Source organism: Streptomyces sp. NBC_01264 (assembly GCF_026340675.1).
Taxonomy (GTDB): Bacteria; Actinomycetota; Actinomycetes; order Streptomycetales; family Streptomycetaceae; genus Streptomyces.
Genome location: NZ_JAPEOX010000001.1, coordinates 3,989,887 through 4,007,921, shown reverse-complemented (window position 1 = coordinate 4,007,921; position 18,035 = coordinate 3,989,887). Strand labels below are relative to the sequence as shown.

Genomic DNA, 18,035 nt, shown 5'->3' with positions numbered 1-18,035 from the left:
GACGGCTGTCCCGGCCCGGCAGAGTGGGCGGCATGCGGGAGTGGTGGCGCGGACTGGCCGGTGAGCTCGCCGGGCTGGTGCTGCCGGTCGGGTGCGTCGGCTGCGGAGCCGGTGGCGCGGCGATGCTGTGCGGAGCCTGCCGGTCGGAGCTCAGTGGGGCCGAGGCGGGGCCGGTACGGCCGTCTCCGTGCCCCGCGGGGCTGCCCCCGGTGTATGCGGCCGCCGCGTACCGGGAGGCCGTACGGGCCGTCGTACTGGCCCACAAGGAGCGCGGCGCGCTGCCGCTGGCCGGCGCCCTCGGAGCCGCTCTGGCGGCCGCGGTGCGCGCGGGCGGGGCCGGTGGGGCGGCCGCGGGGGTTGTGGCCCTGGTTCCCGTGCCCTCCGCGCGGCACCGGGTGCGGGCGCGCGGGCACGATCCGGCGCGCAGGATCGCCCTGGCCGCCTCGGCGCGGCTGCGGCGGGAGGGCGTGCCCGCGCGCGTGACGCCCGTACTGCGGCTGCGGCGGGCGGTGGCCGACCAGGCGGGCCTGGGGGCGGCGCAGCGCCGGGAGAACCTCGCCGGGGCCCTGGAGGCGCGGCCCGGCGCCGGCCGGGTGACGGCGCAGGCGGCCCGGATCGTCATCGTGGACGACCTCGTGACCACCGGATCCACCCTGGCGGAGGCGGCGCGGGCCCTGCGCGCGGCCGGGGCGGCCGGCGCGGAGGCGCTGGTGGCCGCCGTGGTGGCCGCGCCGGCGGACTCCTTCGTCCGTCGCGGCGGGGGCGCAACTCGGACAGAGCAAAAAACTTGTGAATAGATTTGGAACTGGAGGGGAAGGCGCATCGTTGCAGGTAGTAAGAGGGAACGGCCCCCTGAACGGAGGTACGTACCGGTAGCGGGTGCCGACAACCGGCATAGAGGGATATGTTCGGTTGTAAGGAATTGGCGAACCTTGGGCCCCACGCATCGGAGCGCACGTTTCGAGCGTCTGTACGTTTCGGAAACTTCGTGTCAGAGGTTGTCCCTCTACTCCGAAGTCGGTGGGGTGTAGATCTTGCCGATGGGGGAGGAGGAGGTGGAAGTCGCCAAGTCCGAGGCTCCGGTGTTCACCGGGGTCTGGTGCGAAAGGGAGACGCTTCGCCCCTGAGGCGGAGCTATCCGGGAACGGAGTTCTGCGTGGACATCGTCGTCAAGGGCCGTAAGACCGAGGTGCCCGACCGGTTCCGCAAGCACGTGGCCGAGAAGCTGAATCCGGAGCGGATCCAGAAGCTCGACGCGAAGGTGATCAGCTTGGACGTCGAGGTGTCCAAGGAGCACAACCCGCGCCAGGCCGACCGTTCCGACCGCGTGGAGATCACCCTGCGTTCGCGGGGCCCGGTGATTCGTGCCGAGGCTTCCGCCGCCGACGCGTACGCGGCGCTCGACCTCGCTCAGGACAAGCTGGAGGCCCGGCTGCGCAAGCAGCACGACAAGCGCTACACGCGGCGCGGCGCGGGACGGCTCTCGGCGGCCGAGGTCGCCGACGTGGTCCCGAACGCCGCCACCCTCAACGGCAACGGCGAGCCGGTCAACGGCGAGAAGACGGACGCGATTCCGACGACGAGGATCGGATCGCTGGAAGTGCAGGGCGACGGCCCGCTCGTCGTGCGCGAGAAGACCCACTCGGCCGCACCCATGTCGCTCGACCAGGCCCTGTACGAGATGGAACTGGTCGGTCACGACTTCTATCTGTTCGTCGATTCCGACACCAAGATGCCGAGCGTCGTCTACCGGCGCCACGGTTACGACTACGGCGTGATCCACCTCAATGCCTCCGACGCCGCCTCCAGCTCGGGTGAGCTCGACGGCGCGGGAGCGGGTGGCGCGCTGGGAGGCTGAGCCGCTGATTCCGGACTGATTCCGGACTGATTCCGGACTGATTCCGGGCTGGATCCGGACGTCCGTGCGGTGCCGGTGTGGTGCCCCCGTGTTCGCCCAGGCGGGCGCGGGGGCACTCGTGTGAGGTGATGGCTGCGCAAGGTTGGCTTGTATGGGTCGGCCTGTAATCGTCGGCCCCCGTTCGGTTACCTGGGCATGGAATCATGTCGGGCAGTCAGCCGGCGGCCGCTCTCGTCGGATTGACCCAGCAGCTCAGCACCGTGGTGCAGGGGGAGGAACGATGGCGGACAGCTTCGGGCCGGTGCGTGATGACAACGGTGCGGGCTGCCGTGACGAGGACCGGGTGGCAGAGCCGATCCGGGTGCTCGTGGTCGACGACCATGCGCTGTTCCGGCGCGGGCTGGAGATCGTCCTCGCGCAGGAGGAGGACATCCAGGTCGTCGGCGAGGCGGGTGACGGGGCGGAGGCCGTGGACAAGGCGGCGGATCTGCTGCCGGACATCGTGCTGATGGACGTGCGGATGCCGCGGCGCGGCGGGATCGAGGCGTGCACCTCGATCAAGGAGGTGGCGCCCTCCGCGAAGATCATCATGCTGACGATCAGCGACGAGGAGGCGGACCTCTACGACGCGATCAAGGCGGGGGCCACCGGGTACCTGCTGAAGGAGATCTCCACGGACGAGGTCGCCACGGCGATCCGGGCGGTGGCGGACGGGCAGTCGCAGATCAGCCCTTCGATGGCGTCGAAGCTGCTCACGGAGTTCAAGTCGATGATCCAGCGGACGGACGAGCGGCGGTTGGTGCCGGCGCCGCGGCTGACGGATCGGGAGCTCGAGGTCTTGAAGCTGGTGGCCACAGGGATGAACAACCGCGATATCGCGAAGGAGTTGTTCATTTCCGAGAACACCGTGAAGAACCATGTGCGGAACATTCTGGAGAAGCTGCAGTTGCACTCCAGGATGGAGGCGGTGGTGTACGCGATGCGGGAGAAGATCCTCGAGATTCGGTAGGGGCGGGCGGGCGGGCGGGTCCTGTGCGGGTGCCGGTGCCGGTGCCGGGTGCGGGTGGGTAGGCCCTGCGGGGCTGTCCCCTACCCGCCCTTCCACCGTTCCCCGGGCTCCGCCCGGACCCGGTCCTCAAACGCCGGACGGGCTGGAAAGACCCTGGGGCTCCGCCCCAGACCCCGGTCCTCAAACGCCGGACGGCTGACGCGGGTTCAGAGGGTCGTCAGCTCTGCCGTTACCGCTGCTGCTTCCGCAGGAGAGCTCGCGCGGTCGATGCGGATCGTGTCGCAGCCGACCCAGGTGGCGGCTTCGCGGAGGGCTTCGGCCATGGGGCGGGCTGCCTTCGGTGTGGTCAGGGAGAGTTGGCGGGCCACCAGGGTGGTGCCCTCGCGGGCCGGGTCCACGCGGCCCTGGAGGTGGCCTCCGGCCAGCAGGGGCATCGCGAAGTAGCCGTGGATCCGCCGGGGCTTGGGCACGTAGGCCTCCAGGCGGTGGGTGAAGCCGAAGATCCGCTCCGTGCGCGGGCGTTCCCAGATCAGGGAGTCGAACGGGGAGAGGAGCGTCGTGCGGTGGCGGCCCCGGGGGAGCGTGGAAAGGGCCGAGGGGTCCGCCCAGGCCGGCTTTCCCCAGCCCTCGACCTCCACGGGGACCAGGCCCGCGTCCTCGGCCACCGCGTCGAAGTCCTGGTTCTTGAGGCGGTGGTAGTCCGCGATGTCGGAGCGGGTGCCCACGCCCAGGGACTGCCCCGCGAGGGCCACCAGGCGGCGCTTGCACTCGCGGTCGTCCAGCTCGTCGTGGAGCAGGGCGGAAGGGACCGCGCGCTCCGGGAGGTCGTAGACCCGCTTCCAGCCGCGGCGCTCGGTGCAGACGACCTCGCCGATGTCGAGGAGCCACTCGACCGCGATCTTCGTCTCGGACCATTCGAACCACTCGCCGCCGTTCTTGGCGCCGCCCAGTTCGGTGGAGGTCAGGGGGCCCTCGGCCGTGAGGCGGTCCAGCACCGTCTTCGTCGAGCGGTCCTTGTCGGCCAGGACGTGCCAGCGGTGGCCGCGGGCCTTGCGGGCCCGGCGGCGGAAGGCGAAGTGCGGCCATTCCTCGATCGGCAGGATGCAGGCCGCGTGCGACCAGTACTCGAAGGCGTGGTGGTCCGACCAGTACGAGGCTTCGACGCTGGAGCGCCCGACCGCGCCGAGGCGCGCGTACGGGACGAGCTCGTGGGAGCGGGCCAGGACGGAGATCGTGTCGAGCTGGACGGCGCCCAGGTGGCGCAGGACGCCGCGGACCCCGCCGCGCCGGTCCGGAGCGCCCAGGAATCCCTGCGCGCGCAGCGCGATGCGGCGGGCCTCGTCGGCGGAGAGGGACAGGGAGGGCGTGGGCGTCATGGCGGAACCCTAGGGGGTGGCACCGACAGGCGAGGGAAGGTACGGGAGGCGGGAGGGCAGGTCCAGGTCCGAGGGGAGCAGGGCGCCGGTCCAGCAGTCCCGCAGGGTCTCGCGGATCTCGATGCCCGCGCGCTGGACGCCCTCGATGACGAAGCCGGCCTTCTCCGCCACCGCGAGGGAGGCCTGGTTGCCGACGCCGGCGCGCCAGATCAGCCGTACGCAGCCGGCCTCGGTGAAGGCCCAGCGGGCCACGGCGGGCAGGGCCTCGGCCAGGTAGCCGCGGCGCCGGTGATCCGGGGCGGTCCAGAAGCCGACCTCGTGCGCGTTCGTGCCGCGCGGCATGACTCCGATGGTGGCGACCAGCGGGCCGTCGGCGCCGAGGAGGACGGCGAAGGCGTACTCGGAGTCCTCGCGCCACCCCGCCGGGACCTTGGCCACGTAGGACTCGGCGTCCGCGCGACCGTACGGGACGGGTACGGGGATCCAGCGCTGGATCGCCGGGTCCTGGCAGGCCGCGTACACCTCGTCGGTGTCCGAGGGGACGTGGGGGCGCAGGACGAGGCGCGCGGTGGTCAGCGTGGTCGGTTCCATGAAGGGATTCTGCTGTGGGAGGACGGCGGAGGCGAAGTGGATTTCGCAGCGGGATTCCGGAAGAGGGACCGCCCATACCGGCACCTTCGGTGCCCCTCACACGTTCTCATTTCCGGGCAGTCCAGCCCCGCGGCAGTGCGGACCTCCCGACGCGACCGCGTCCTCGCTTACGATGGCCGTTGCGGTGGGGCCCACCCTCCGTGCCCGTGCACGAAAACAGTGCCAGGCCCGACCGGCAAGGAGACAAACCTCGGTGTCCGTCTTCAACAAGCTCATGCGTGCAGGCGAAGGCAAGATCCTCAAAAAACTGCACCGCATCGCGGACCAGGTCAACTCCATCGAAGAGGACTTCGTCAACCTCTCCGACGCCGACTTGCGTGCGCTCACGGACGAGTACAAGCAGCGCTTCCAGGACGGCGAGAGCCTGGACGACCTGCTGCCCGAGGCCTTCGCGACGGTCCGCGAGGCCGCGAAGCGCGTCCTCGGCCAGCGTCACTACGACGTCCAGATGATGGGCGGCGCCGCCCTGCACCTCGGCTACGTCGCCGAGATGAAGACCGGTGAGGGCAAGACCCTCGTCGGCACGCTCCCGGCGTACCTGAACGCGCTGTCCGGCAAGGGCGTCCACCTGATCACGGTGAACGACTACCTCGCCGAGCGCGACTCCGAGATGATGGGCCGGGTGCACAAGTTCCTCGGCCTGGAGGTCGGGTGCATCCTCGCGAACATGTCTCCGGCGCAGCGCCGTGAGCAGTACGCCGCCGACATCACGTACGGCACGAACAACGAGTTCGGCTTCGACTACCTCCGCGACAACATGGCGTGGTCGCAGGACGAGCTCGTCCAGCGCGGCCACAACTTCGCCGTGGTCGACGAGGTCGACTCGATCCTCGTCGACGAGGCCCGCACCCCGCTGATCATCTCGGGCCCGGCCGACCAGGCCACCAAGTGGTACGCGGACTTCGCGAAGCTGGTCACGCGCCTGACCAAGGGCGAGCCCGGCCAGCCCCTCAAGGGCATCGAGGAGACCGGCGACTACGAGGTCGACGAGAAGAAGCGCACCGTCGGCATCCACGAGTCCGGTGTCGCGAAGGTCGAGGACTGGCTCGGCATCGAGAACCTCTACGAGTCGGTGAACACCCCGCTCGTCGGTTACCTCAACAACGCGATCAAGGCCAAGGAGCTCTTCAAGAACGACAAGGACTACGTCGTCATCGACGGCGAAGTCATGATCGTCGACGAGCACACCGGCCGCATCCTCGCCGGCCGCCGCTACAACGAGGGCATGCACCAGGCGATCGAGGCGAAGGAAGGGGTGGACATCAAGGACGAGAACCAGACCCTCGCCACGATCACCCTCCAGAACTTCTTCCGCCTGTACTCCAAGCTGTCGGGCATGACCGGTACGGCCATGACCGAGGCCGCCGAGTTCCACCAGATCTACAAGCTCGGTGTCGTCCCGATCCCGACCAACCGCGACATGGTCCGCAAGGACCAGGCGGACCTGATCTACCGCACCGAGGTCGCGAAGTTCGCCGCCGTCGTCGACGACATCGCGGAGAAGCACGAGAAGGGCCAGCCGATCCTCGTCGGTACGACGTCGGTCGAGAAGTCCGAGTACCTCTCGCAGCAGCTCTCCAAGCGCGGTATCCCGCACGAGGTGCTGAACGCGAAGCAGCACGACCGTGAGGCCACGATCGTCGCCCAGGCGGGCCGCCGCGGCGCCGTCACGGTCGCCACGAACATGGCCGGCCGTGGTACCGACATCAAGCTCGGCGGCAACCCGGACGACCTCGCCGAGGCCGAGCTGCGCCAGCGCGGCCTGGACCCGGAGGAGCACATCGAGGAGTGGGCGCACGCCCTTCCCGAGGCGCTCACGCGGGCCGAGGCGGCCGTGAAGGCGGAGTTCGAGGAGGTCAAGGACCTCGGCGGGCTGTACGTGCTGGGCACCGAGCGCCACGAGTCGCGCCGTATCGACAACCAGCTGCGCGGCCGCTCCGGCCGACAGGGCGACCCGGGCGAGTCCCGCTTCTACCTGTCGCTCGGCGACGACCTGATGCGGCTGTTCAAGGCGCAGATGGTCGAGCGCGTCATGTCGATGGCGAACGTGCCGGACGACGTGCCGATCGAGAACAAGATGGTCACGCGGGCCATCGCTTCGGCCCAGTCGCAGGTCGAGACCCAGAACTTCGAGACGCGCAAGAACGTCCTGAAGTACGACGAGGTCCTCAACAACCAGCGCACGGTCATCTACAAGGAGCGCCGCCGCGTCCTGGAGGGCGAGGACCTCCAGGACCAGATCCGTCACATGATGGACGACACGATCGACGCGTACATCACGGCCGAGACGGTCGAGGGGTTCGCGGAGGAGTGGGACCTGGACCGGCTGTGGAACGCCTTCCGGCAGCTCTACCCGATCAAGGTCACGGTGGAGGAGCTGGAGGACGCCGCGGGCGACCGCGCGGGCATCACCGCCGAGTTCATCGCGGAGTCCGTCAAGGACGACATCCACGAGCAGTACGAGGCGCGCGAGGCCACGCTCGGCTCCGACATCATGCGCGAGCTGGAGCGGCGCGTGGTGCTGTCGGTGCTGGACCGCAAGTGGCGCGAGCACCTGTACGAGATGGACTACCTGCAGGAGGGCATCGGCCTGCGCGCGATGGCCCAGAAGGACCCGCTGGTCGAGTACCAGCGCGAGGGCTTCGACATGTTCAACGCCATGCAGGAGGGCATCAAGGAGGAGTCCGTCGGCTACCTGTTCAACCTGGAGGTCCAGGTCGAGCAGCAGGTCGAGGAGGTCCTGGTGTCGGACTCCGGTCCGTCCCTGGCCAAGCCGGAGATCCGGGCGAAGGGTCTGGACGCCCCGCAGCGGCCGGACCGGCTGCACTTCTCCGCTCCCAGCGTCGACGGTGAGGGCGGCGTCGTCGAGGGCGACTTCGAATCGGATTCCGGTGAGGACTCCGGGATGACGCGCGCGGAGCGCCGTAAGGCCGCGAAGGCCACGGGCGGCCGTCGCCGCAAGAAGTAACCCGCGCCGTTCGCGGGATCACCGCCGGGGCCGGACACCACGCACAGCGTGGGGTCCGGCCCCGGCCGCGTTCGCGTCCAGGTGTGCGGGCCGGGGGTCATGGGCGGGGGCCGTGGAGTTCCACGGCGGCGCAGCGCCAGCGCAGGTCGGGTCCCTGCTCCAGGCGGAAGGCCAGCGCGGTGAGTCGGTCGCCCGTCGCGATGCGGGCGAAGGCCTCGATGACCCCCGGGCCGGGGGTGAAGCGGCCGCATCCGTGCAGGACGGGGCTGAGCCGGCGGGCCTCGTACGCGTACTCCTGCGGGGGGTCGGCGGGGGCGAGGGTGATCAGCTGGTCGTAGGCCGGGCCGATGGTGTGGCCGATCAGGGAGTGCACGGGGCGGCGTCCGCTGAGGACGGCGAGCAGCCGTTCGGCGAACCAGTGGTGCGGGCCGCTGCCGCGGTGTGGGGCGGTGGGCGGCCGGCGCCGGCCGGGGCGGCCGGGCCTGGCGGCACCGGGGCCGGTCCCGGCAGGCCTCGCGGCGCCCCGGCCGGGACCGGTGCCGGCGCTGCCGCCGACGGCGCCGGCCGTGCGGGGGCTGCCGCTCCTGGTGGCCCCGGGCAGCCCGGCGGCTCCGGCCCCGGCTCCGGCGGTGCGCGCCGGCCGTGCGGCCCCGGTTTCGACGGTGCGGGTCGGCCCTGCGGTCCCGGGACCGGCGGTGCGGGCCGGCCCTGCGGCCCCGGTTTCGGCGGTGCGAGCCGGTCGTGCGGTCCCGGGACCGGCTCCCACGGCGGTGGGGCTGCTCCCGCTGGGCCCAGGTACGCGGGACCTTGCGTCGGCCTCCATGGCGCCGGTCGCGGGGGTGGTTCCCGTGGTGGTGCGGGGTGTGCTGGTGGTCATGGCGGTCGTCCCCGGGGTCGGGCCCGGCGTGGTACCGGGCGGTAACTTGGTAGGGGACTTCTACGGGGCTGCGAACACGCTCCGCAACGACGCCGCGGGGCCGCGATGCACCCGGCCCGCCTTCACCTATCCGGGTCGGCCCCCGGCCGCCCCGGGCCCCGCCCCGGATCTCGCCGGGAGCGAAGTGGACGCCGCCGGGCCCCGCCGCGGCACCCCGAAGGGGGACGCGGGCCGTCACGGACGGAGTCCGGACCGGGGCTCCGGCCTCAGCTCCGGGAGGAGCCGGAACCCGGGCTCGCACCGGGTCCGGGCTGGCACCCGGTCCGGGCCCCCACCCGCTCCGGGCCCCGGACGGCCCGGGCGTCCACTGGGTTCGGGCGCCCACCGGGCCGGGGCCCCCACCGGGTCCGGCCCCCACCGGGTCCGGGCGCCCACCGGTCCGGGCCCCACCGGGTCCGGGCGCCCACCGGTCCGGGCCCACCGGGTTCGGCCCCTCCGGGTTCGGCCCCTCCGGGTTCGGCCCCTCCGGGTCCGGGCCCCACCGGTCCGGGTCCCCACCCGGTCCGGGTGCCCCGGGTGGTTGCCGGCGGTGTGCGGGAGCTGCGGGGGGCCGTGGTGGGTGGGGGCGATGGGGGATCGGGGAGGCGGGGTGCGGTCGTATCCTGGGGGCGTTTCCGACTACCGAAAGCAGCCGGCCATGCGCGTGTACGTCCCCCTGACCCTGCCCGGGCTCGCCGAGGCGCACCAGGCGGGTGAGCTGGGCCCGGCTCCGCTGCGGGCGTACGCCGTCACGCCCGGTCTGCGCGAGTGGTACGTCTCGGACGACATCGAGGAACTGGAGTACGCCGCCCTGACCAGGGCCGCCGCCGCCTCGCTGCGGATGATCGCCGAGGACGGGGCCGCGCCCCGCAAGCGGGTCGTGGTGGCCCTCGACGTGGACGACAAGGCCGCCACCGCCACCCCGGGCGTCGACGAGGCCACGCTCGGCCAGGTGGCCCTCGCCGGGGCCGTACGGCTCTCGGTGGCGGCCGCGGTGCACGTGGACGCCGAAGAGGCCCTGGAGGACGTGAGCGCCGCCGTGGCGGCCGTCCCGGCCGCGGACGGGGGCGACGAGGACGCGCGCTTCACCGTCGACGGAGCCGAGGACCACGAGCTGCTGTGGTTCGGGATCCAGGAGATTCCGGGGCTGCTGAAGTGAGCGCGGCACCCGGACATCCCGCAGCCGGATCAGAAGGCGCCCCGCTTGTCGTCCCGACGCCCGAGGGTCCCGCGCCCGCGGCGCCCGCGCCCGCGCCGGCGGCCGTGGCGGCCCCGGTGGCGCCGGTCCCCGCTCCCGCGGCCCCGCACATCATCTGGGACTGGAACGGCACGCTGCTCCACGACATCGACGCCGTGATAGCCGCCACCAACGCCTCCTTCGCCGAGCTCGGCTTCGAGCCGATCACCCTGGAGCGGTACCGCGAGCTGTACGTCGTACCGGTGCCGAAGTTCTACGAGCGCCTCATGGGCCGGCTCCCCACGGACGCCGAGTGGCTGGTCATGGACGAGGCCTTCCACCGCCACTACTGGGCGGCCGCCGAGGACGCGGGGCTCGCCGAGGGCGCCCGCGAGCTGCTGCGGGGCTGGCAGGAGGAGGGGCTCACCCAGTCCCTGCTGTCCCTCGCGCCCCACGACAAGCTCGTGCCGCTCGTCCGGGCACACGGCATCGACACGCACTTCCTGCGCGTCGACGGGCGTACCGGGCCCTCCCACACCACCAAGGCGGGACACCTCGTACGTCACTTGGCGGCCCTGGACGGGACGGGAGTGACGGCCGGACGTACGGTCCTCATCGGAGACGCCGTGGACGACGCGCTGGCCGCCGCGCACGTGGGCGCGCGGGCCGTCCTCTATACGGGCGGTTCGCACAGCCGGGGCAGTCTGGAATCAGCCGGTGTACCCGTAGTGGACAGCCTGGCGGAGGCCGTACGCACTGCTCGCGAGCTGGCCGGATAGCGACCGGCGCATGAGCGGAGAGCGACCGTCCACCGGCCTGGCACGCCCGGCCCGGCGGGGCGCTGTCCAGAGTGTCAAAGTTACTCCCCCTCTTTTGTACACATACAGCTCATGACGAGCCGGGGGTGGAGCGAGATAGCCTGGTACCCGTGATCAGCGCGATAGTTCTCGGAGGCACTGAAGCCTCCGCCCGACGCCCGGCGCACCACCGTGCCCGGGCCGTCGCTGATCCCCGCCCCCGGTCCCTGGACATCCCGCCGATCATGGCCGATTTCCTCCCGGTGGGTTCTTTCGACGGCATAGCGTCGATCCCGGACGGACATCGAAACCCCGCCCCGCGGTGCTATGCCATTCCTTCCTTCACCTACGTCACGCAATGGCGCGCGACAGGAGCCAGAGGACATGCAGACCAAGCTGGACGAAGCAAAGGCCGAGCTGCTCGCGCGGGCGGCACGGGTAGCTGAGAACAGCCCGGCCGGGGGGCTACTTCCGACTGGGTCCGAGCAGGGGGAGCGTCCCGACCGGGACACGACTCTCGCCTACCTCCAGCGCTACTACCTGCACACCGCCCCGGAGGACCTGCTCGACCGGGACCCGGTCGACGTGTTCGGGGCAGCGCTCTCGCACTACCGGCTCGCGGAGAAGCGCCCGCAGGGCACGGCGAGCGTGCGCGTGCACACGCCCACGGTGGAGGAGAACGGCTGGACCTCCAGCCACTCCGTCGTCGAGGTGGTCACCGACGACATGCCGTTCCTCGTGGACTCGGTGACGAACGAGCTGTCCCGCCACGGGCGCGGCATCCACGTCGTGATCCACCCGCAGGTGGTCGTCCGCCGCGACGTCACCGGCAAGCTGATCGAGATCCTCGGCCCCGACTGCGACGCACACGGTCCCCGCACCGCGCGCCCCCACGACTCGCTCGTCGAGTCCTGGATCCACGTCGAGATCGACCGCGAGACCGACAAGGCCGACCTCAAGCAGATCACCGGCGATCTGCAGCGCGTCCTGTCCGACGTCCGCGAGTCCGTCGAGGACTGGGAAAAGATGCGCGAAGCGGCGCTGCGCATCGCGCAGGAGCTGCCCGAGGAGCCGACCGCCCCGGACCTGCGCGAGTACGAGCTCGAAGAGGCACGCGAGCTGCTGCGCTGGCTCGCCGACGACCACTTCACCTTCCTCGGCTACCGCGAGTACGACCTCGTCGACGGCGACTCCCTGACCGCCGTGCCCGGCACCGGCCTCGGCATCCTGCGCTCCGACCCGGTCCACCACGGCCAGGACGAGGCGCACCCCGTCTCCCCGTCCTTCAACCGGCTGCCGGCCGACGCCCGCGCCAAGGCCCGCGAGCACCGCCTGCTGGTGCTGACCAAGGCCAACAGCCGCTCCACCGTGCACCGCCCCTCGTACCTCGACTACGTCGGCGTGAAGAAGTTCGACGCCGAGGGCAACGTCGTCGGCGAGCGCCGCTTCCTCGGCCTGTTCTCCTCCGCCGCCTACACCGAGTCGGTCCGCCGGGTCCCGGTCATCCGCCGCAAGGTCGCCGAGGTCCTCGAGGGCGCCGGCTTCGCCCCGTCCAGCCACGACGGACGCGACCTGCTCCAGATCCTGGAGACGTACCCGCGCGACGAGCTGTTCCAGACCCCGGTCGACCAGCTCCAGGCCATCGCCACCTCCGTCCTGTACCTCCAGGAGCGCCGCCGGCTGCGGCTGTACCTGCGCCAGGACGAGTACGGGCGCTACTACTCCGCGCTGGTCTACCTGCCGCGCGACCGCTACACCACCGGTGTGCGGCTGCGGCTGATCGCGATCCTGCAGGAGGAGCTCGACGGCATCAGCGTCGACTTCACCGCCTGGAACACCGAGTCGATCCTCTCCCGCATCCACTTCGTCGTCCGCGTCCCGCAGGGCACTGAGCTGCCCGTGCTGACCGACGCCGACGTCGAGCGGATCGAGGGCCGGCTGGTCGAGGCCGCCCGCTCCTGGGCCGACGGCTTCGGCGAGGCGCTCGTCGCGGAACTGGGCGAGGAGCGCGCCGCCGAGCTGCTGCGCAAGTACGGGAACTCCTTCCCCGAGGGCTACAAGGCCGACCACTCGCCGCGCTCGGCCGTGGCGGACCTGTGCCACCTGGAGCGGCTGAACGCCAGCGACCGCGAGTTCGCGCTGTCGCTGTACGAGCCGGTCGGCGCGGGCCCCGGCGAACGCCGGTTCAAGATCTACCGGACGGGCGAGCAGGTCTCGCTCTCCGCGGTCCTGCCGGTCCTTCAGCGCCTGGGCGTCGAGGTCACCGACGAGCGGCCGTACGAGCTGCGCTGCACCGACCGCACCAACGCGTGGATCTACGACTTCGGTCTGCGGATGCCGCTCCCGAGCAGCGGCGGGGACCACTCCGCGAGCTCCAACTACCTCGGCGACGACGCCCGCGAGCGGTTCCAGGACGCCTTCTCCGCGGTCTGGCAGGGCGACGCCGAGAACGACAACTTCAACACCCTGGTGCTGGGCGCCGGACTGACCTGGCGCCAGGCCGTGGTCCTGCGCGCGTACGCCAAGTACCTGCGCCAGGCCGGCGCCACCTTCAGCCAGGACTACATGGAGGACACCCTCCGCAACAACGTCCACACCACCCGGCTGCTGGTCTCCCTCTTCGAGGCCCGGATGTCGCCCGGCCGCCAGTCCGCGGGCACCGAGCTCGTCGACGCGATGCTGGAGGAGCTGGACGGGGCCCTGGACCAGGTCGCCTCGCTGGACGAGGACCGGATCCTGCGCTCCTTCCTCACCCTCATCAAGGCGACGCTGCGCACCAACTTCTTCCAGCTCGACTCCGCGGGCGAGCAGCACTCCTACGTGTCGATGAAGTTCGACCCGCAGGCCATCCCCGATCTGCCGGCGCCGCGTCCGGCCTTCGAGATCTGGGTCTACTCCCCGCGCGTCGAGGGCGTCCACCTGCGCTTCGGCAAGGTCGCCCGCGGCGGCCTGCGCTGGTCCGACCGCCGCGAGGACTTCCGTACGGAGATCCTCGGCCTGGTCAAGGCGCAGATGGTCAAGAACACCGTCATCGTGCCCGTCGGCGCCAAGGGCGGCTTCGTCGCCAAGAACCTCCCGGACCCGTCGGTGGACCGCGACGCCTGGCTCGCCGAGGGCATCGCCTCGTACAAGATCTTCATCTCGGCGCTGCTCGACATCACCGACAACATGGTCGGCGGCGAGGTCGTGCGGCCCAAGGGCGTGGTCCGCCACGACGAGGACGACACCTACCTCGTCGTCGCCGCCGACAAGGGCACCGCGACCTTCTCCGACATCGCCAACGGGGTCGCGGAGTCCTACGGGTTCTGGCTGGGCGACGCCTTCGCCTCCGGCGGCTCGGCCGGCTACGACCACAAGGGCATGGGCATCACCGCCCGCGGCGCCTGGGAGTCCGTCAAGCGGCACTTCCGCGAGCTCGGGCACGACACCCAGACGCAGGACTTCACGGTCGTCGGCGTCGGCGACATGTCCGGTGACGTCTTCGGCAACGGCATGCTGCTCTCCGAGCACATCCGCCTGGTCGCGGCCTTCGACCACCGGCACATCTTCATCGACCCGAACCCGGACGCGGCGACCTCCTACGCCGAGCGCCGGCGCCTGTTCGAGCTGCCGCGCTCCTCGTGGGCGGACTACGACAGCTCCCTGCTGTCCGCCGGCGGCGGGATCCACCCGCGCAGCGCGAAGGCCATCCCGGTCAATGCGCAGGTCCGTGAGGCCCTCGGCATCGAGGCCGGCGTCACCAAGATGACCCCGGCCGACCTGATGAAGGCGATCCTGCAGTCCCCGGTGGACCTGCTGTGGAACGGCGGCATCGGTACGTACGTCAAGGCGACGGCCGAGACGCACGCCGACGTCGGCGACAAGGCCAACGACTCCATCCGCGTCAACGGCTCCGACGTGCGCGCCAAGGTCATCGGCGAGGGCGGCAACCTGGGCCTGACCCAGCTCGGCCGCATCGAGTTCGCCCGCAGCGGCGCCGGCGGCGAGGGCGGCAAGATCAACACCGACGCCATCGACAACAGCGCCGGCGTGGACACCTCCGACCACGAGGTGAACATCAAGATCCTGCTGAACTCGGTGGTCACCGAAGGCGACCTGACCGTCAAGCAGCGCAACAAGTTCCTCGCCGAGATGACCGACGAGGTCGGCCGGCTGGTGCTGCGCAACAACTACGCGCAGAACGTGGCCCTGGCCAACGGCGCCGCGCAGGCGCCCAGCCTGCTCCACGCCCAGCAGCGCTTCATGCGCCGCCTGGGCCGCGAGGGCCTGCTCAACCGGGAGCTGGAGTTCCTGCCCAACGACCGGCAGATCCGTGAGCTGCTGAACAACGGCAAGGGCCTGACCCAGCCGGAGCTGGCCGTCCTGTTCGCCTACACCAAGATCACGGTGGCGGAGGAGCTCATCCACACCGAGCTCCCGGACGACCCGTACCTCGCCCGCCTGCTGCACGCCTACTTCCCGGGCGCGCTGCTCGCGAAGTTCCCCGAGCAGGTCGACGGGCACGCGCTGCGCCGCGAGATCATCACCACGGTGCTGGTCAACGACACCGTCAACAGCGGTGGCTCGACCTTCCTGCACCGCCTGCGCGAGGAGACCGGAGCCTCCCTGGAGGAGATCGTCCGGGCGCAGCTCGCGGCCCGTGAGATCTTCGGCCTGGCCGAGGTGTGGGACGCGGTCGAGGCCCTCGACAACGAGGTCGCCGCCGACGTCCAGACCCGGATCCGGCTGCACTCGCGGCGCCTGGTCGAGCGCGGTACGCGCTGGCTGCTCAACAACCGGCCGCAGCCGCTCCAGATCACCGAGACCATCGAGCTCTTCGCGGAGCGGGTGGAGCGGGTCTGGTCGGACGTGCCGAAGCTGGTGCGCGGCGCGGACCTCGAGTGGTACGAGGCCGTCATGGCCGAGCTGATCGGCGAGGGCGTGCCGGAGGAGCTGGCGGCCAAGGTGGCCGGCTTCTCGTCCGCCTTCCCGACGCTGGACATCGTGGCGATCGCGGACCGTACGGGTGTGGAGCCGCTGGCCGTCGCCGAGGTGTACTACGACCTCGCCGACCGGCTGGACATCACCCAGCTGATGGACCGGATCATCGAGCTGCCGCGGGCCGACCGCTGGCAGTCGATGGCCCGCGCGTCCATCCGCGAGGACCTGTTCTCGGCGCACGCGGCGCTGACCGCGGACGTGCTGGCGGTCGGGAACGGGACCTCGACTCCCGAGGAGCGCTTCAAGGCGTGGGAGGAGAAGAACGCGGCGATCATCGGGCGTGCGCGGACGACCCTGGATGAGATCCAGGGGTCGGACGACTTCGACCTGGCGAACCTGTCCGTCGCCATGCGGACGATGCGCTCGCTGCTCCGGGCGCACGCGTAGCCCTGGCGGGCCGGCTTGATGGAACGGGCCGGGCCCGGGACCCCTTCTGGGGTTCCGGGCCCGGCCCGTTCTTCAGCGCTTCCTGGTGAACTCCTCGTACGCGTCGCAGACCTCTTCCGAGGGGCCGTCCATGCGTAGGACGCCCGATTCGAGCCAGATCGCGCGGTCGCAGGTCTCCCGGACCGTGCCGATGCCGTGGCTGACGAGGAAGACGGTGCCGGCGTGTTCGCGGAGCTCTTCGATGCGGGCCTGGCTGCGGCGCTGGAAGGCGGCGTCGCCGGTGGCCAGGGCCTCGTCGATCATCAGGACGTCGTGGTCCTTGGCGGCGGCGATGGAGAAGCGCAGCCGGGCGCCCATGCCGGAGGAGTAGGTGCGCATGGGCAGGGAGATGAAGTCGCCCTTCTCGTTGATGCCGGAGAAGTCGACGATCTCCTGGTAGCGCTCGCGGACCTGCTGCTTGGTCATCCCCATGGCGAGGCCGCCGAGGACCACGTTGCGTTCGCCGGTCAGGTCGTTCATCAGGGCGGCGTTCACGCCGAGCAGAGACGGCTGGCCGTGCGAGAAGATCCGGCCGCGGGCGACCGGCTGGAGGCCGGCGATGGCGGCCAGCAGGGTGGACTTGCCCGAGCCGTTGGTGCCGATCAGGCCGATGGCCTCGCCCTTGTACGCGGTGAAGCTGACGCCCTTGACGGCGTGCACCTCGCGGATGCCGGGGGCGGGCTTGCGGGAGAAGATCCGGCTCAGGGCCGCGGTCGCGCCGCCCTTGCGGCCGCCCGAGCCCTGCACCTTGTAGATCACGTGGACGTCGTCGGCGATGACCGTCGGGGTCCGGGTCTCGGGTGCGGGTGTGGTGGTGCGTGCGGATGCGGTTGCGGTGTCAGCCACGGCCGTACTCCTCCTCTGCCTTCCAGAAGAAAACGAACCCGCCGACGCCAGCGAGCAGGGCCCAGCCCAGGGCGACCAGCCAGACGTGCGGCGGGAGCTGGCTCGCCTTGTACGAGTCGATGAGCGCGAAGCGCATCAGGTCGATGAAGACGGCGGCGGGATTGAGCTTGAGGGCCATCGAGACCCAGGACGGCAGGTGGTCCGTCTTCAGCATCGCGTCGATCGACCACATGACGCCCGACCCGTACATCCAGGTCCGCAGGATGAACGGCATCAGCTGGCTGATGTCGGGGCTCTTCGCGCCGATCCGCGCCATGAACATGGCGCAGCCGGCGCAGAAGGCGGCCATGAGGACGAGGGTGGGCGCGGCGAGCAGCCAGCTCAGGTCGGGGGTCTGGCCGTAGATGAGCAGCAGGATGACCAGCGCGCCCATGGTGATCAGGAGCTGCTGGAAGAGCTGGACGACCGTGGACAGCGGCAGCGAGGCGCGCGGGAAGTGCAGGGCGCGGACCAGGCCGAGGTTGGACTGTACGGCGCGGGTGGAGGCGTTGAAGCAGCTACCGATGAAGTCCCAGACGAAGACGCCCGTGATCAGGAACGCGATGTAGTCCGGTACGGCCTTCTGGGCGTGCATCACGACGCCGAAGATGAAGTAGTAGACGGCCGCGTTGAGCAGCGGGGTCATCAGGTGCCAGACCTGGCCGAGGCTCGCCTGGCTGTACTGGGCGTGCATCCGGGCGGTGGCGTACGCGGTCACGAAGTGGCGCCGGCCCCAGAGCTGCGCGATGTAGCGGGGGAGGGTGGGGCGGGCTCCGCTGAGGGTCAGGTCGTGGGCCGCCGCCAGCTCGGCGATGAGGTCCGGGGACTGGGCCCTGTTGTTTTCCCTGCCCTTGCCCGTGGTCCGGCCCTTGCGGTGCGAGGGAACGGGCGGTGGCGCGGTGGTCACTGTCACGAGGGTCGCTTTCGACGGGGGTCGGGACGTCGGCTCGCCGGGGGCACCTCCCGGCGTTGGCTGACGATGGGACGGGTCC

General features: G+C 71.0%; 12 protein-coding genes. 7 read left to right on the top strand and 5 right to left on the bottom strand.

Translation table 11 applies throughout. The features are described from left to right. Positions 1-32: 32 nt before the first annotated feature. The 3 genes from OG435_RS18505 (at position 33) to OG435_RS18495 (ending at position 2,867) form a co-directional block, all read left to right on the top strand. Positions 33-797, top strand: coding sequence for a ComF family protein (locus OG435_RS18505; RefSeq protein ID WP_266878021.1), 765 nt, complete (start codon positions 33-35; stop codon positions 795-797). Positions 798-1,156: 359 nt separating this feature from the next. Further along, positions 1,157-1,858, top strand: coding sequence for a ribosome hibernation-promoting factor, HPF/YfiA family (hpf, locus tag OG435_RS18500; protein WP_389434907.1), 702 nt, complete (start codon positions 1,157-1,159; stop codon positions 1,856-1,858). Positions 1,859-2,138: 280 nt separating this feature from the next. Further along, positions 2,139-2,867, top strand: a complete 729-nt coding sequence (locus tag OG435_RS18495) for a response regulator (RefSeq protein WP_266878018.1) — start codon at positions 2,139-2,141, stop codon at positions 2,865-2,867. 206 nt (positions 2,868-3,073) lie between these two features. On the opposite strand, the gene OG435_RS18490 is transcribed toward OG435_RS18495, so the two are convergent. Together OG435_RS18490 and OG435_RS18485 are read right to left on the bottom strand one after the other, a co-directional pair. Further along, positions 3,074-4,243 (bottom strand): winged helix-turn-helix domain-containing protein, encoded by a 1,170-nt coding sequence (locus tag OG435_RS18490; protein ID WP_266878017.1) that lies wholly within the window; start codon positions 4,241-4,243, stop codon positions 3,074-3,076. 9 nt (positions 4,244-4,252) lie between these two features. Further along, positions 4,253-4,834, bottom strand: a complete 582-nt coding sequence (locus OG435_RS18485; RefSeq protein WP_266878016.1) for a GNAT family N-acetyltransferase — start codon at positions 4,832-4,834, stop codon at positions 4,253-4,255. Between the two features lie 253 nt (positions 4,835-5,087). On the opposite strand from OG435_RS18485, the gene secA reads away from it, so the two are divergent. Beyond that, complete coding sequence (gene secA / locus OG435_RS18480) at positions 5,088-7,862, top strand: preprotein translocase subunit SecA (RefSeq protein WP_266878015.1); 2,775 nt, start codon at positions 5,088-5,090, stop codon at positions 7,860-7,862. Between the two features lie 97 nt (positions 7,863-7,959). Here secA and OG435_RS18475 read toward each other — a convergent pair whose 3' ends face one another. After that, positions 7,960-8,739, bottom strand: coding sequence for an Rv3235 family protein (locus tag OG435_RS18475; protein WP_266878013.1), 780 nt, complete (start codon positions 8,737-8,739; stop codon positions 7,960-7,962). A gap of 697 nt (positions 8,740-9,436) precedes the next feature. Between OG435_RS18475 and OG435_RS18470 the strand changes: the two genes are divergently transcribed. The 3 genes from OG435_RS18470 (at position 9,437) to OG435_RS18460 (ending at position 16,119) form a co-directional block, all read left to right on the top strand. Beyond that, positions 9,437-9,937, top strand: a complete 501-nt coding sequence (locus OG435_RS18470; RefSeq protein ID WP_266878012.1) for a DUF6912 family protein — start codon at positions 9,437-9,439, stop codon at positions 9,935-9,937. 116 nt (positions 9,938-10,053) lie between these two features. Then, positions 10,054-10,734, top strand: coding sequence for an HAD family hydrolase (locus OG435_RS18465; RefSeq protein WP_266881852.1), 681 nt, complete (start codon positions 10,054-10,056; stop codon positions 10,732-10,734). A gap of 402 nt (positions 10,735-11,136) precedes the next feature. Beyond that, positions 11,137-16,119, top strand: a complete 4,983-nt coding sequence (locus OG435_RS18460) for an NAD-glutamate dehydrogenase (protein WP_266878011.1) — start codon at positions 11,137-11,139, stop codon at positions 16,117-16,119. A 72-nt stretch (positions 16,120-16,191) separates the two neighbouring features. Here OG435_RS18460 and OG435_RS18455 read toward each other — a convergent pair whose 3' ends face one another. Together OG435_RS18455 and OG435_RS18450 are read right to left on the bottom strand one after the other, a co-directional pair. Continuing rightward, complete coding sequence (locus tag OG435_RS18455) at positions 16,192-17,004, bottom strand: ABC transporter ATP-binding protein (protein WP_266878009.1); 813 nt, start codon at positions 17,002-17,004, stop codon at positions 16,192-16,194. After that, positions 16,997-17,956 carry an ABC transporter permease gene (locus OG435_RS18450; RefSeq protein ID WP_430625651.1) on the bottom strand — a complete coding sequence of 320 codons (960 nt, stop codon included), beginning with the start codon at positions 17,954-17,956 and terminating at the stop codon, positions 16,997-16,999. The genes OG435_RS18455 and OG435_RS18450 overlap by 8 nt, the downstream gene beginning before the upstream one ends. Positions 17,957-18,035 lie beyond the last annotated feature (79 nt).

Excerpts from the sequence above, each read along its gene's own strand:
- OG435_RS18505 (WP_266878021.1), top strand. The coding sequence starts at position 33 with ATGCGGGAGTGGTGGCGCGGACTGGCCGGTGAGCTCGCCGGGCTGGTG.
- OG435_RS18495 (WP_266878018.1), top strand. The coding sequence starts at position 2,139 with ATGGCGGACAGCTTCGGGCCGGTGCGTGATGACAACGGTGCGGGCTGC.
- OG435_RS18490 (WP_266878017.1), bottom strand. The coding sequence starts at position 4,243 with ATGACGCCCACGCCCTCCCTGTCCCTCTCCGCCGACGAGGCCCGCCGC.
- OG435_RS18485 (WP_266878016.1), bottom strand. The coding sequence starts at position 4,834 with ATGGAACCGACCACGCTGACCACCGCGCGCCTCGTCCTGCGCCCCCAC.
- OG435_RS18475 (WP_266878013.1), bottom strand. The coding sequence starts at position 8,739 with ATGACCACCAGCACACCCCGCACCACCACGGGAACCACCCCCGCGACC.
- OG435_RS18470 (WP_266878012.1), top strand. The coding sequence starts at position 9,437 with ATGCGCGTGTACGTCCCCCTGACCCTGCCCGGGCTCGCCGAGGCGCAC.
- OG435_RS18460 (WP_266878011.1), top strand. The coding sequence starts at position 11,137 with ATGCAGACCAAGCTGGACGAAGCAAAGGCCGAGCTGCTCGCGCGGGCG.